The sequence below is a fragment of the Flavobacterium notoginsengisoli genome, from assembly GCF_042686225.1.
Classification (GTDB): Bacteria; Bacteroidota; Bacteroidia; order Flavobacteriales; family Flavobacteriaceae; genus Flavobacterium; species Flavobacterium notoginsengisoli.
In genome coordinates this window covers 159,746-173,870 of sequence record NZ_JBHUOT010000011.1, presented here as the reverse complement: position 1 = coordinate 173,870, position 14,125 = coordinate 159,746, and the positions used below count along the sequence as shown (strand labels likewise).

The 14,125-nt window shown below is 33.5% G+C and carries 15 protein-coding genes; 6 read left to right on the top strand and 9 right to left on the bottom strand.

Annotated elements, in window-relative coordinates; all coding sequences use genetic code 11:
• Positions 1-95: 95 nt before the first annotated feature.
• Positions 96-1,868 (bottom strand): helix-turn-helix domain-containing protein, encoded by a 1,773-nt coding sequence (locus ACFS3A_RS21690; RefSeq protein ID WP_379827658.1) that lies wholly within the window; start codon positions 1,866-1,868, stop codon positions 96-98.
• 167 nt (positions 1,869-2,035) lie between these two features.
• On the opposite strand from ACFS3A_RS21690, the gene ACFS3A_RS21685 reads away from it, so the two are divergent.
• From ACFS3A_RS21685 to ACFS3A_RS21670, 4 genes are all read left to right on the top strand, one after another.
• Positions 2,036-3,214: an acyl-CoA dehydrogenase family protein gene (locus tag ACFS3A_RS21685; protein WP_379827657.1), complete on the top strand. Its 1,179-nt coding sequence runs from the start codon at positions 2,036-2,038 to the stop codon at positions 3,212-3,214.
• 91 nt (positions 3,215-3,305) lie between these two features.
• Positions 3,306-4,088, top strand: coding sequence for a DUF3050 domain-containing protein (locus ACFS3A_RS21680; RefSeq protein ID WP_379827656.1), 783 nt, complete (start codon positions 3,306-3,308; stop codon positions 4,086-4,088).
• Between the two features lie 67 nt (positions 4,089-4,155).
• The gene (locus tag ACFS3A_RS21675) at positions 4,156-4,914 is read left to right on the top strand and encodes an SGNH/GDSL hydrolase family protein (RefSeq protein ID WP_379827654.1); all 759 of its coding nucleotides are present in this window, start codon (positions 4,156-4,158) and stop codon (positions 4,912-4,914) included.
• Between the two features lie 237 nt (positions 4,915-5,151).
• Entirely contained in the window at positions 5,152-5,658 is a 507-nt protein-coding gene (locus ACFS3A_RS21670; protein WP_379827653.1) for a GNAT family N-acetyltransferase, read from the top strand.
• Positions 5,659-5,660: 2 nt separating this feature from the next.
• On the opposite strand, the gene ACFS3A_RS21665 is transcribed toward ACFS3A_RS21670, so the two are convergent.
• From ACFS3A_RS21665 to ACFS3A_RS21630, 8 genes are all read right to left on the bottom strand, one after another.
• The gene (locus tag ACFS3A_RS21665) at positions 5,661-6,680 is read right to left on the bottom strand and encodes a hypothetical protein (RefSeq protein WP_379827651.1); all 1,020 of its coding nucleotides are present in this window, start codon (positions 6,678-6,680) and stop codon (positions 5,661-5,663) included.
• Complete coding sequence (locus tag ACFS3A_RS21660) at positions 6,658-8,286, bottom strand: NAD(P)/FAD-dependent oxidoreductase (RefSeq protein ID WP_379827650.1); 1,629 nt, start codon at positions 8,284-8,286, stop codon at positions 6,658-6,660. The genes ACFS3A_RS21665 and ACFS3A_RS21660 overlap by 23 nt, the downstream gene beginning before the upstream one ends.
• On the bottom strand, positions 8,261-9,781 hold the full coding sequence (locus tag ACFS3A_RS21655) for a polyamine aminopropyltransferase (protein WP_379827649.1): 1,521 nt from the start codon (positions 9,779-9,781) through the stop codon (positions 8,261-8,263). Before ACFS3A_RS21655 ends, ACFS3A_RS21660 begins: the two co-directional genes overlap by 26 nt.
• Positions 9,774-9,989 (bottom strand): DUF350 domain-containing protein, encoded by a 216-nt coding sequence (locus ACFS3A_RS21650; RefSeq protein WP_109191434.1) that lies wholly within the window; start codon positions 9,987-9,989, stop codon positions 9,774-9,776. Before ACFS3A_RS21650 ends, ACFS3A_RS21655 begins: the two co-directional genes overlap by 8 nt.
• 190 nt (positions 9,990-10,179) lie before the next feature.
• Positions 10,180-11,412, bottom strand: a complete 1,233-nt coding sequence (locus ACFS3A_RS21645) for a DUF4178 domain-containing protein (protein ID WP_379827648.1) — start codon at positions 11,410-11,412, stop codon at positions 10,180-10,182.
• A 3-nt stretch (positions 11,413-11,415) separates the two neighbouring features.
• Entirely contained in the window at positions 11,416-11,799 is a 384-nt protein-coding gene (locus ACFS3A_RS21640; RefSeq protein WP_379827647.1) for an S-adenosylmethionine decarboxylase family protein, read from the bottom strand.
• 218 nt (positions 11,800-12,017) lie between these two features.
• A complete protein-coding gene (locus ACFS3A_RS21635; protein WP_379827646.1) occupies positions 12,018-12,353 on the bottom strand; it encodes a hypothetical protein in 336 nt (111 codons plus the stop codon).
• Between the two features lie 21 nt (positions 12,354-12,374).
• The gene (locus ACFS3A_RS21630; protein WP_379827644.1) at positions 12,375-12,947 is read right to left on the bottom strand and encodes a hypothetical protein; all 573 of its coding nucleotides are present in this window, start codon (positions 12,945-12,947) and stop codon (positions 12,375-12,377) included.
• A gap of 216 nt (positions 12,948-13,163) precedes the next feature.
• Between ACFS3A_RS21630 and ACFS3A_RS21625 the strand changes: the two genes are divergently transcribed.
• A complete protein-coding gene (locus tag ACFS3A_RS21625) occupies positions 13,164-13,634 on the top strand; it encodes a hypothetical protein (RefSeq protein WP_379827643.1) in 471 nt (156 codons plus the stop codon).
• Between the two features lie 54 nt (positions 13,635-13,688).
• Positions 13,689-14,102, top strand: coding sequence for a helix-turn-helix domain-containing protein (locus ACFS3A_RS21620; RefSeq protein WP_379827642.1), 414 nt, complete (start codon positions 13,689-13,691; stop codon positions 14,100-14,102).
• The last annotated feature ends 23 nt before the right edge of the window (positions 14,103-14,125 follow it).

Here is a 14,125-nt window from a genome sequence, read left to right as displayed (position 1 = left end):
ATCAGCTAAAATTTATGAAGTTGAAAAATTATACTGCAGTCCGGCAATCCTAAAAAAAGTAACGGAAATGAAAATCGATAAAATTTATATATCTCCTATATATTATTCGCAAACTGAGCTGGAGATACTCCAGTTCTTTTGCGAAATGATTTTGCAAAAGAAACAGCATTTTTAAATCCGACACTTTCAGCAATAGCCTGAGTAGAATATTTACGATACAAATGATTCGTAATCATTTGATTGATAACATAATTAATTTTCAATTCGTTAGAATATTCTCCAAAAGATTTTCCGAATCTCTTATTTACGACATAAGACAAATAGGTGGTATTGGTTTTTATTTTCTTAGCAGCATATGAAAGCGTAAAATCTGCATTTAAGTATTCCAGTTTTTCTTCGAGAGCTAATAATTTTTCTACAATTTTATTTTCTTTCGCTTCATCAATACTGAGATTAGCGTTTTCTTTCTTCAAATGAACCTCCTCCAAATCAGAGACTTCAATTACAGGATTTTCAATTTTTGATTTTTCGATTTCAGTCTTGTCTATTTCTTTTTTCTCAAGATTAGCTTTAAACTCTTCTATTAAAGCGTTCATTTTCTTCTGGGCTTTATTCTTATCCCGAATATTTTTAATCAGGAAAAACACAATTCCAATTACCAGAATTACATAAAAAACTTTTAATGCTTTATTCCAGAAAACTTCGTATTTATATTTTTTCTGAACATCCAGCATTTCTTCACTAAGATCAGCGGTACCTAATTGAAAATTTACCTCAAGAGCTTCCTCCCTCATATTACCTTCATATTTTTCATATGAGTCTAAATACAATTTTGAGTGTTTGTAAGCAAGTTCCGGTTCATTTTTAATACTATAAATTTTGGCTTGCAAATAATTAGACTTAAAATAACTATTATCAATGGTTTTACTTTTAAAACTAAGAGAATCTACCTTTTTTAAAAAAATAAGCGCTCTATCATATTTTTTTGTAGCATAGTAAAGATCTCCAAGATTAAAACTTGCTATTTGATAAAGAGACTCACTATTAACCTGTTTTGCATAGAAAGCGATATCATAGTAAATCTTTTCTGCATTTTTAAAATCCTTTTTAAAGACATACACGTTTCCCAGGCTCAATTTTGCGGTAATATTGTTATCAATAAATTTATCCGAATATGAAATAGCCTTTTTGTAAAAATATTCTGCAGAGTCTAATAAGTATTTTTTATCTCTGTTTTTAGAATAATATCCTTCATACGAACTTCCAAGATTTATGTAAGTATTACTTTTAGAATTCTGAAACAAGTCTTTCTCATAAAGACTTTCATTTCTATCCAAATAAATATCATTTTGTCTCAGGATCTTTATTGACAATTGATAGTTACCAACACTTTCATTTAACATAGCAATATTCGCCTTAAGCCTTAAAATTTGAATTACATCTTTAATCTTAGTCGAATATTTAATCCCTTCTTGATAGCTACTGAGAGCTTTTGCATAATTACCTCTTTTCCAAAAACTTAAACCTCTGTAATTAGCTAAATAAGATTGAAGTTTATCCTTATTATCTGTTTCCGGTATTTTCTGTAAATGCTTTAAGGCCTGAGCATACTTTTTATCAGACTCAGCAACATTTCCTTTTAACTGATATAAGTATGAACTAACACCATAAGCAAAAGTCAAACGTTCCTCATTTTTCGACTTTAGTAATTGATCAACATAAGCTAATCCATCATCATAGTTTCCATTTATACTGAAACGAATTTTATCCTGTAGTTCTAAATACTCTTGTTCAGTAAACTCTTTTGTAGGTTGAGCCACAGCAGTATTAAGCAGGAATAAAAATAAAAAAGAGATGATCAGCCTCATTTAATTTAATTTTTGGTATTCAAAAATAGTCTATAAATTATCAATAAACTACAATTAATTTGCCAAATTCCTATTAATTTTATTTTTACCTTGAAAAAATATAACAATTAAAGCGTTATTTGTTATATTTTTATTACGTAAATTTGTTTTGTTAAAAATTAAAAAACATGAAACCAGACCTATTTCAATCTCCAGATTACTATAACCTAGACGATTTACTTTCTGACGAACATAAATTGGTTCGCGAATCTGCTCGTGCATGGGTTAAAAAAGAAGTTTCTCCTATTATAGAAGAATATGCTCAAAAAGCAGAATTTCCTAAACAACTTATTAAAGGTCTTGGAGAAATCGGTGGTTTCGGACCTTATATTCCTGTAGAATATGGCGGAGCTGGACTGGATCAAATTTCTTATGGCTTAATTATGCAGGAAATCGAAAGAGGCGATTCTGGTGTAAGATCAACCTCATCTGTTCAATCTTCCTTAGTAATGTATCCGATTTGGAAATATGGAAACGAAGAACAAAGAATGAAATACCTTCCAAAACTTGCTACAGGAGAATATATTGGCTGTTTTGGTTTAACCGAGCCAGATCACGGTTCTGATCCAGGAAGTATGATTACCAATTTTAAAGATATGGGAGATCATTATCTTTTGAATGGTGCCAAAATGTGGATTTCGAATGCTCCATTTGCTGATATCGCTATTGTTTGGGCTAAAAATGAAGAAGGCCGAATTCATGGTTTAATCGTAGAACGCGGTATGGAAGGCTTTACAACTCCCGAAACACATAATAAATGGTCGCTTCGTGCCTCTGCAACAGGAGAATTAATTTTTGATAATGTAAAAGTTCCAAAAGAAAACCTTTTACCAAATAAATCCGGACTTGGTGCTCCGTTGGGCTGTTTAGATTCTGCCCGATATGGAATTGCCTGGGGTGCAATCGGTGCTGCAATGGATTGTTATGATACCGCTTTACGTTACTCTAAAGAAAGAATTCAGTTTGGAAAAGCAATTGGAGGAACACAATTACAACAGAAAAAACTGGCAGAAATGATTACCGAAATCACAAAAGCGCAATTATTAACCTGGCGTTTAGGTGTTTTGAGAAACGAAGGCAAAGCAACAACGGCACAAATTTCGATGGCAAAACGTAATAATGTAAATATGGCGGTAACCATTGCAAGAGAAGCCAGACAAATGCTTGGAGGTATGGGAATTACTGGCGAATACTCGATTATGCGTCACATGATGAACTTAGAAAGTGTAATTACTTATGAAGGAACTCACGACATACACTTGCTTATAACCGGAATGGATGTGACTGGAATTCCAGCATTTAAATAAACGTCAACTATTAAAATATACATAAAATCAATGCGAAAAGCTTCTTCTTAACGGAGAAGCTTTTTATCTTTGCACCAAAATTTTTCCAGAAATGAATATCGAAGCGATAAACAAAAGCATACAACCTCAAAAAGATCAACTTTTACAACATTCTTTATATAATAGAATTCAAAACATAGATGACTTACACAGCTTTCTTGAAACGCATGTTTTTGCTGTTTGGGATTTTATGTCGTTATTAAAAGCCTTACAAGCCAAACTTACCTGTACGACTACGCCTTGGTTTGCTACAAAAAACCCGGAAACAAGATATTTAATCAATGAAATTGTTTTGGCAGAAGAAACCGATTTAACATTGGACGGAAGAAGACAAAGTCATTACGAAATGTATCTGGAAGCAATGGAAGCATGTGGCGCCAATACAACCGGAATATTAAGTTTCTTATCAGAAGTAAATTCGCTTCAAAATATATTTGTTGCCATCAAACAAAGTTCGCTGCACCCTAACGTGAAAGCTTTTTTAGACTTTACTTTCAGAGTAATTGAAGAAGGAAAACCACACGAAATTGCTGCTGCATTTACTTTCGGAAGAGAAGATTTGATTCCGAGTATGTTTACAGAAATCCTGAAAAACTTTCAAAAGAATCTTCCGGAAACCGATCTAACAAAATTGCTTTACTATTTTGAAAGACATATTGAACTGGATGCCGATGAGCATGGTCCAATGGCTATGACAATGATTTCAGAATTATGTGAAGAAGATGCACAAAAATGGAAAGAAGTAGAAGAAGTTTCAATTCTTGCCTTAGAAAAACGTATCGGACTTTGGAACGCCATCGAAGAAGATATTGTAATGAAAACCGAAATGGTTTAATAAATCCAAAACAACTTATTTAACGTAACTATTTGTTTAAAGAGACTCGAATCTAATTAAACAAATTATGACAACAGATTTTAAGCAAATAGTTACTATTATATTCTCAGTATTTCTTCTCAGCTGTAGTTCAGACGAAACTGCTCCTGCCCCTTCTCCAACAACTCCACCGGTCGTAACGCCACCAACAACGCCAAATCCGCCAATAGCGAGCACTATAAATTATTTAGCCTTAGGCGACAGCTATACAATTGGTCAAAGCGTCTGCTCAACCTGCCGTTTTCCGGAACAGCTAAAAGCGAGTTTGAATACCATGTATTCCAGTACAATTTCGCTCAAAATAATTGCTACAACAGGCTGGACTACATCCAGTTTACTTTCAGCAATCGAATCTCAAAAACCAGAATCCAATTATGATTTGGTAACACTTTTAATTGGCGTTAACAATCAATATCAGCACAGGAATTTTTCGGTTTACGAAAAAGAATTTCCGGAATTGGTCAACAAAGCGATTATGCTGGCAAAAAGCGACAAAAAAAATGTTGTAGTAATTTCTATTCCCGATTATGCCTATACACCTTACGGGAAAGCACTTTCCGGTGATCAAAGCGCTACAATTTCTACAGAAATAGACAAATACAACACATTTGCAGAAAACTACTGTAATAACAACCAGGTTGCGTTTGTATCCATTACAGACATTACGCGTTTAGGACTTAGCAATCCAAACCTTGTAGCTTCAGACGGCTTACATCCTTCAGAAGCTGCTTATAAAATATTTGTAGACCGAATGATGCCGAAGATTAAAATTGCTTTACAGAATTAAGTTTTTTATTTTTTTTAGAAGCAGAAAAACTCGTTTTCAAAAGCACGTTTAGTCCCGCTATCCGCTATATCTTTTGTTCTGAACCCCAGAACAAAAGGATATCGCTTCTATCGGGGCTAGATTAGAAATTATCGGCTTTTAAGAAAAAATATTCCTAATTTTGCTTAGATCGATTAGATAAAATAAGCTTTAATCAATCTCTTCGAATAAATTTCTTTAAAATACAAGCATTACATAATGATTATTTCTAAAACTACAACTCAGGATATCGATGCCGTTTTCGATATTTATAATGAAGCTACATCCTATCAAAAAACGGTAAACAATAAAAGCTGGAGAGGTTTTGAAAGAGCCTTAATAGAAAAAGAAATTGCTGAAGATCGTCATTTCATAATCAAAGAAGAAAATGAAGTAGCTTGTACATTTGTACTTACTTTTAATGATTTAATTATTTGGAAAGAAGACAGTAAAGATCCTGCAGTTTATCTTCATCGTATTGCTACGAATCCAAAATTCAGAGGACAGTCTTATGTCAAAAAAATTATAGAATGGACTAAAGAATACGCCAAAGAAAACGAAAAAGAATATATTAGACTTGACACACACAGCGGCAATGAAAGAATAAATAAGTACTACACAAGTTGTGGTTTCACTTACAAAGGAATAAGCACTATCGAATGGACAAATGAATTACCAGAACATTACAAAGAAGGTTCTTTTAGTTTGTTTGAAATTAAACTTTAGATTTACTTCTTAGTTTTCCAAATAAACCCATCCAACAAATAATGTGTAAACTGCGGAACGCTCAACAAAGGAACCAACAAAATCTGCCAGCTTGAAAAATCAAAACTGCTTATTGTGATATTTTCATTCCAAACAAAAAACTCCCAAAGAAACTCTTCCGAAAAAGCAATTAAAAGCAGAATTCCAATGTAAATCAAAAGTCCTTTGTATTGTTTCAAAAAAGACAAACGCCCTAATTCCGAGGCTGATTTTCCATCAATTTCCCTAAAATAAACCAAAGCCATGTATGGAATTCCATGCGAAACGACATTCAATAAAGTAAAAACCAAATCGTCATTAAAATACACAATTCCGAAATACCAGGACAAAGCCGTTCCCAGAATAATGCTGTTTTTCGGAATATTAAAAAACTGATTTTGAATTGATTTTACAGCCGTATAAACTACATACAAAATCAAAATTCCGATATAAATCCAAAACAGGATTTCAAGAATTCTTTGGTTTTCAAACCTGAAAAATTCATTTTCTACGAACCAGTTGAACTTTCGCTTTGACGAAAAAAACCAATACAGCATAGGATATCCTGTCGAAGCATAAATCGCCAGATTATCGATCCAAACTGAAATTTTTGTTTTTGTTTCTTTTCTGGCATACAATCTCATAAAGCCGTATTGCTGTCTGATAAAATGAAAAACAGCCACATAAGCCAGAAACGACCAAAAAACTAAACTTCCAAAAGCGAAAAGCACAATGCCTGTGACCAAACAAATAATGGGCAACAGAATCAATCTTCTTTTCTGTTTCTGAAATTCATCAGCGACAAAATAAGTTTTGAATAATGTGGCGTAAACATGCGCCACATCTATAAAAACAATTAAAAACAACCAAGTGTAAAAAGAATAATGCTCTTCAATCTGAGTAATATAATACTGAAACAAAAAGATGATCGCCAATACAAAAAATGACGGCCCAATGATAAAAGTTAAATCGGTTTTGGCTTTATGAATCCACGGTTGTTCCATCTACAATTTCATTTACAACATTAATTCCCTGATGAAAAGCTTCTTCAAAAATCGAAATTCCCGATAAATCGCTGTGCGCGAAATATATTTTATTTTGAATATTCTGCTTGGCCTGTTTCTTCGCTTCTCCAAAAATAAATCCTGGCGCAGGCGAAATCATTCCGTGCCCTAAAAGAAAAACTTCTATATCTTCTGTATATTCTTCAATATCCGGATGTGCCACTTTTAAATCGTCCAGCACAAACTGTTTCCAATATTCTTTATCTTTTTTATAAAGCTCTTTTCTGGTTTTCTTCAAATCAGCCGAAGAAAAACTATAATAATACGTAATCACCTTTTTGTCCTGAATTTGATTCACAGTTTGATGCTGATCGTAAACATATCCTAAACCTTTGGCATCATAAATCACATTGTCCCAAGAAAGCGGAAAACTAAAATTATCCGATAAATCATTAACAACCAAAGTTGCCAAAAGCCAGGGCGTGTAATGAAACTCTTTTGTAAACGCCTTTCTATCATTAATCAAATACTGATTTACAAATTGCGGAGAAGCCATTATCACTTTATCAGCAATTATTTCAACCGAAGTTTTGTTTACATCATCAAAAGCTTTTGCGATTACTTTATTGTTTTCTACTTTGATATCATAAACCAAATGATTTTGCAGCGATTTATCTTTCGTATATTTTTTTAAATGATTGGCTAAACGTGAATTTCCTTCTGGCCAGGTTAAAACACTGTCGTGCTTTTCGGGCGTACAATCTTGTTTCCTTCCAGCAAAATAATGAATTCCTGCCCAGGCCGAAACGTATTCGATTCCTAAACCAAAATCGTCTTTACAACAATAATCAATGTAATTGAACAAAGGTTCAGACGTAAAATGATTGTCTGTAAACCATTGTTTCATAGTTATTTTATCTAAAGCTCTTGTCTTTTCGTCTTTAGAAGAAAGATACAGCGGAATATCAAACAAATACTTTTGATCTTTTCCTTTGGCAGTTCTAAAAACATCCATTTTTTTAAAGAATTTCTCAAATTCCAAATCATCAGAAACTAAATTTCCTTCTTTTGGAACTACGCCTTCCTGCCAATTATTTTTGTAAAACAAACGTTCGTCTGGTGCAAAAGTCAGCTGTAATTCATCAAAAACAGGAAATCCTTTTTCATCATACTTTAAAATGATTTTTTCCTCTTCCAGAAATTGAAGCAATTCTTTATCCTGAAAATTAGGTAAAGGAAGATAATGTGCGCCTAAAGGATATTTTGAGTATTTGTTTTCTCCGTTGGAAGAATTTCCTCCCAAATGATTTTCTAATTCTACGATCAAAAAATCTGAAATTCCTTTTTTATGAAACTGACGCGCGGCGCTTAAACCTGAAATCCCGCCACCAACAATCAAATATGGAATTTGGATTTGCTTGGTCGGTTTAGGAAAATCCTTTATCCATAAACGATGCCCAAGCAAGTGTTTTGTTCCCGATAAACGAATCATCAGTACCGCAATTTTATCGGAACAAAACTGCAGAAACGGAACCGCAATTAAAGCCGTTCCTACTATTTTTATAAAACTCCTTCTGGATTTATTGCAGTTTTCCCCACTCTTCATCAAAATAGCGTACTAAAATCTGGTTATCTAAACGGTTGATTTCGATTTCGTTTGAAATCATATCGTTGGTAAAATAATTGAAGCGGTCGAATTGATAATTGTAAAATCGCAATCCGTCAGCTTTTCGGTTTACGGAATTAAAAGTCGTTCCAAAACCATTTATGGCAATCGTATAACCCCATTCTCCAAACGACGGCACATAAGCATGATAAGCATCAACCTGAGGAAAAACCTGCATGACTGTTTTATTGATACACCAAAAAGATTTCGGCGCAAAATAAGGCGACGTAGTTTGTATTACAACGGCTGCGTCAGGTTTTAAAATGTTTTTTATGGTTTGATAAAAATTAAGCGAATACAATTTCCCCAAACTATAATTGGACGGATCCGGAAAATCGATTATCGCTACATCGTATTTTTCTTTGTTGTTTTTCGCCCAAATATAAGCATCGGTATTGATTACGGTAACTTTAGGATTATTCAACGAATTCTGATTGAAATTCGTCAATACTGAATTGGTTTTAAACAATTTGGTCATTCCTTCATCCAAATCGACCAAAGTTACTTTCTTAACATCTTTATATTTCAGGATTTCACGAACGGCAAGCCCGTCTCCGCCACCTAAAACTAAAACATTTTCGACACTTTTTGCCATCGACATCGCAGGATGAACCAAAGCTTCGTGATAACGATATTCGTCAGCCGAACTAAATTGTAAATTGTTATTCAAATAAAGCCTGTAATCGCTCTTATTATGCGTTAAAACGATACGCTGATACGGTGTCGAATTGGTATAAATGATATTTTCGCCATATAATTTCCCTTCTGAATACGCGAGAATATCATTCGAAAAAATAAAAACGACCAGTAATAGCACAAAAGAAAAAATGGCTTTTGCTCTTAATAAAGAAGGTTTTTTTAATTCTCTTTTCAATAAAAAACATAATGCAATAGCAATACTGACATTGATCATTCCGAAGAAAAGAGACGTTCCCATAATGCCCAATTTTGGCACTAAAACCAATGGAAATAATATGGAAGCCAAAAGTGCTCCGATATAATCAAAAGTAAAAACATTCGAAACCAGATCTTTGAACTCAACCCTGTCTTTTAAAATATTCATTAAAAGCGGAATCTCCAATCCGACCAAAAAACCGGTTACGAAAACAAATAAATATAAAATAAATTGAAACGAACCCACACTTTCAAACAGCAGAAACAAAACCACCGAACTCAGACCTCCAATAAGTCCAACCAGAATTTCGATTTCTACAAAAGTATTGAGCAGATTTTTATTGAAAAACTTCGAAAAAAACGAGCCTATACCCATCGAAAACAGGTACACGCCAATAATAAATGAAAACTGTTTTACCGAATCGCCTAATAAATAACTCGCCAAAGTTCCCGCAACCAATTCATAAATAAGACCGCAAGTGGCAATTATAAATACAGCAAAAAGTAAAAGAAATTCAAACCTAAGAAACTTTTTACCCATGAATTGCGGCACTAATAATCATGGAAATTCCAATGATAAACGCTGCCAAAACAATCGCAACAGCAACATTACTTTTTTCTGTAACTTCTTTCCAGGTATTTTCCGGAGTCAGTTTTTCGATAATAAAATAGCCTACTAACAAAATGGCAATTCCTAAAATAGAATAGATAATAGAATTTACTATTGGCTGAGCGTGAATTAATTCCATAATTGATTTTTTTTATTTGTGGTAAAAATGGTTATAAGATGAACGGCTTCCGCTCGTTGTTGATCTGTATTTTTCTGTAGTTTCGCAATCGCAGATTCTATTTCCTGCAAGAGCAAAATAGATATAAACCCCAAAGCAAAAGAATCCAATTGCTAGAGGCGCCCAATTATTGGCAAAGAAATCCGAAATTCTATTCATATTCATAAGTCGAGTAGGAACTGTCCGCCCATCTCTTTTTTTCAAATTGATTCGTAAAATATCGTATTATAAAATAAAGTACAACCATCCCGATGATAACCAGCCAGACATTTCGGTTCGAAGGCTGATTCCAGACTACGCTTACATTCATTGTGCTGGTAGAAAAATCTTCCGGAGCTTTCATTGGTGTGATAGAAAGATGATATTTTCCAGCCTTTACACCACAGATATTAAATTTCTCAGACTGACTTCCTTCTGTCCAGGATTCTCCATCAGTATAGCCGTGATAATATTCTATGTCTTTGCTGGTGTAAGTCTCATCACCATTATCTTCATTAATTAAAGCGATATTTAAATTGGCCCAGGAATTATTAACTGCTGTCGAAACCTTAATCGTCATAGGAGCCGAAGCGCCATTGAGCACAAATGAAGGGGTAGTCATTTCTTTATTATCAAATTCACTGAATTTAATAACGCTGTCAAAGACATTTTGTTCTACCTGATCTTTATAAATATACCAATTGGCTGTCAGAATTAATAAAGCAAAAAGACAGAAAATAATGGCTGTATTCCTAAGATCAAAACGAGACGGCTGAATCATACCAACTCCGGACTGATAGGGCATTGTTCGTTTAGGAAATGCTTTTTTAATGACACTTTTCCTTATATATTCACCATGAAAAGCCGTCTCCACATTATTCATTTTTTCAATAGAAATGATATACGGTGGATTTATAAATTCGGCCAGATGAATTAATTTGCCCGGAAGTTCAAAATCAAAAAAACCTTGGGCATCTATAATTTGAGCATCCGAATGCTCAAATAAATCGTAGCTTACATCATCATGCTTTAGGACTTTAACCCCCTTTTTCAGTTGATCGATTTTTTCCATTTCGGTAAGCATCATCCAATGCCCGTTTGAAACAGAAAGATAAAGGAATTCCTTAGCTTCATTTTGCAGTATAAATTCATTCCAGGTATAATCCGGATGCACTTTTTTCTTCAGTATACCTGTAACCTTATATTCTCTTCCATTCAAAAATCCAATATCGCCAAGTTCCAGCGGATAATCTTTGAGTATATTACTGTATTTATTTTTTCGTCGAAAATGTCCTTCATTGTCGCGAGCGTATAAACTATGACATTTTGGACACACAAAATTGACTACTTCAAAACCAACCTCTAACTCGGTTTCTGTATTACAATCGTAACAAGGAATCTTCATATCTTATCGGTTAATTTCAAAATCTTTAATAATATCAGCATCAAAATAGGCAATATAATCGGCCATTACAGCGCGCACTTTCTCCGAATTATCCTGAAGATAATTACACAAATAAACATCCAGAGTCAACTGATTGTATTCTGGCCAGGTGTGTATACAAATATGCGATTCTTTAAGGCAATACGAAATCGTAAAACTATCGTTATCAAAGTCATGCACCACCACACCGACTTTCTCCAATTCGTATTTTTCTAAAATGGAATTTGTAACCGAAACAAAACCACCGCTGTTGGTAAGCTTCGAAATTTCGGCGACATGTAAAGTAACCAGTTTATGCAATCCTGGCGAATAAGGTGGTAAATCCATCAAGTTATTTATATTACTCAAAAGCCAAATATATAATATTTCCAGAATAAAATAATGTGGGAAACCGTATTTAAGTATAACTTTTTGGAACTATATCTTTGTGATTTTTTCTTTTTTTAAGAAGCAGAAAAACTCATTTCAAAAGAACCTTTAGTCCCGCTATCCACTCTATCTTTTGTGGCGAACCCCGCCACAAAAGGATGCCGTTCCTATCGGGGCTAGATTAGACGTTTTCGTTTCTATTTGTAGTTTTTAAAATCAACCTCAACTTTTTCAAACAGTTCGGCTTTTTCCAAAATCGAATTAATCTTTACCAAACCCTCCTGATTCGCATCGGCTATTATAAAAGCAAAACCCCAGATATCTTTAGAAATGGTAAATTTTCCCACTTCAGAATCATATGTCATTAACACTTCATCATTCATCCACAAATCGAGAATATCAATCATTTTGGGTTTTATTTCCTGAATTGCACTTAAAAAATCAGAAATAAAAGTTTCATTTTCAGCGCCGATAAAAATATCCAGTAAAAGTTCTTCAGCCTGATATCCCGGACGAAAGTGATATTGATACATCTTACTCTTTTAAACTTAAAACTATTGAATCCTTTTGAAATGATAACCGAGATTATAAGAAGATCCTGCCGCCAGCATAAACATAATTGCACCGGAATTATCATACGCAAAATTCACCAGAAGTCCGTTGTCTTTTGCTAGTCCGATTCTGGTTTTGTGATTGGTATAACCACCGGCAATATACGGAATGCCGTTGCGTTGCAGATATTTATTATCCAGGTAAAAAAGTCCTTTTTTTAATTTGAATCCCACCACTACACCATCTACATTTACACTATCTTTTTTTGCAATAAACTGTATCCGATTATCTTTTAATATTTTAACGTCAACAAAATACTTTTCCGAATAATCGTATCGGCATTCTCTGGATTTTACAAAAGCATTCAGGTTATTTCTCGCTGCTTCGTCTGACTTGATTGTTTGCGATTTTCCTTTTTTATCATAACTGATATCCGGAAACAACTCATAACGGCCTTCCAGTTTTTTCAGATCTTTTTCTTTTAATGAGACTTTGTTTTGTCTAATAACTCTGTCTGAAAATGAGGCACAGGAAGAAAAAAGCAAAACCATCACCAAACCTATTAGTATTCTCATGAATTGTTTATTTACAATTTTAAAGATACTCTTTTATTTCAATAACAACTCACTCCAAAAACTCTCATTTGTTTAAAAAAATCGAATCCTCCGGATTTTCAAAAATTGATTTACCCGAATTTTTCGCAAGGCCACGCAACCATTTCGGAATATCGCTATCTAATTAAAATACAGCAAATTATTTCTTTAATTTTGTAAACCATCAAACCTAAATAAATGAAAAATCTAATTTTAATTGCAGCCTTATTTTTATTTGTCGGCTGTTCCAATGATGACGACAAAGCCAGTGAAGATATTACAATTACAGCTGTCGGACAAGGAAGTTTATCCTCTTCAACCATCGAAAAAGCAAATATGGTGATTACGAATAAAATTACCTGGGAAGCCTTAATAGCAAAAATGAATGAATATAATAAGAATACTACCGAAATTTTTTTAAAGGAAACAGATATAGATTTTTCTAAATTCAATGTTATTGCTGTTTTTTACAAACAACAAAGCAATATGTCAACCTCGATAGATGTTACAAAAGCCACAATACGCTCAGGCAAAATTATCATTAGAGTAGAAAATTTAAAAGTTGGCTTCACAAATGACGTTTCACAACCTTTTCATATTGTGAAAATTCCTAAATCGTCAAAAAACATTGTTTTTGAAAAAATAAAAAACCCTCTCTTACCAGAATAAACCTGTTTTTTACCAAAATGTATTTTCCTCAAAAAAATTAAATATCTTTGATGTATGAGCACAACATCAAAACCATATCATATAGGACGAAAAATAAGCCGTATTCGTGAACTTAAAGACATGAAACAAGAGGCACTTGCACAGGCTTTAGGAACAAATCAGCAAGCTATTTCGGCTATGGAAAACAGCGAAAACATAGACGAAGAAAAATTAAAAGAAGTGGCAAAAGCACTTGGTGTAAGCGTTGAAGCAATTCAAAATTTTACGGAAGAAAATATGATTAATTATTTCGCAAACTTTTATGATAATAGTACTAACTCTGGAAACATACAACCAAATCACTGCACATTCAATCCTTTAGACAAATTGGTTGAAGTTTATGAGGAAAACAGAAAACTCTACGAGCGTTTGATTCAGGCTGAAAAGGAGAAAAATGAGTATTTGGAGAAGTTGTTGGAAGGGAAGTAAAAAAACCTTTTATAAAATAATAA

Bases quoted from the DNA above. Each gene is read 5' to 3' on its own strand.
- ACFS3A_RS21680 (WP_379827656.1), top strand. From the start codon at position 3,306: ATGAATATCGAAGCGATAAACAAAAGCATACAACCTCAAAAAGATCAA.
- ACFS3A_RS21625 (WP_379827643.1), top strand. From the start codon at position 13,164: ATGAAAAATCTAATTTTAATTGCAGCCTTATTTTTATTTGTCGGCTGT.
- ACFS3A_RS21655 (WP_379827649.1), bottom strand. From the start codon at position 9,781: ATGGGTAAAAAGTTTCTTAGGTTTGAATTTCTTTTACTTTTTGCTGTA.
- ACFS3A_RS21660 (WP_379827650.1), bottom strand. From the start codon at position 8,286: ATGAAGAGTGGGGAAAACTGCAATAAATCCAGAAGGAGTTTTATAAAA.
- ACFS3A_RS21690 (WP_379827658.1), bottom strand. From the start codon at position 1,868: ATGAGGCTGATCATCTCTTTTTTATTTTTATTCCTGCTTAATACTGCT.
- ACFS3A_RS21665 (WP_379827651.1), bottom strand. From the start codon at position 6,680: ATGGAACAACCGTGGATTCATAAAGCCAAAACCGATTTAACTTTTATC.
- ACFS3A_RS21685 (WP_379827657.1), top strand. From the start codon at position 2,036: ATGAAACCAGACCTATTTCAATCTCCAGATTACTATAACCTAGACGAT.
- ACFS3A_RS21630 (WP_379827644.1), bottom strand. From the start codon at position 12,947: ATGAGAATACTAATAGGTTTGGTGATGGTTTTGCTTTTTTCTTCCTGT.
- ACFS3A_RS21670 (WP_379827653.1), top strand. From the start codon at position 5,152: ATGATTATTTCTAAAACTACAACTCAGGATATCGATGCCGTTTTCGAT.
- ACFS3A_RS21635 (WP_379827646.1), bottom strand. From the start codon at position 12,353: ATGTATCAATATCACTTTCGTCCGGGATATCAGGCTGAAGAACTTTTA.
- ACFS3A_RS21645 (WP_379827648.1), bottom strand. From the start codon at position 11,412: ATGAAGATTCCTTGTTACGATTGTAATACAGAAACCGAGTTAGAGGTT.
- ACFS3A_RS21675 (WP_379827654.1), top strand. From the start codon at position 4,156: ATGACAACAGATTTTAAGCAAATAGTTACTATTATATTCTCAGTATTT.
- ACFS3A_RS21620 (WP_379827642.1), top strand. From the start codon at position 13,689: ATGAGCACAACATCAAAACCATATCATATAGGACGAAAAATAAGCCGT.
- ACFS3A_RS21650 (WP_109191434.1), bottom strand. From the start codon at position 9,989: ATGGAATTAATTCACGCTCAGCCAATAGTAAATTCTATTATCTATTCT.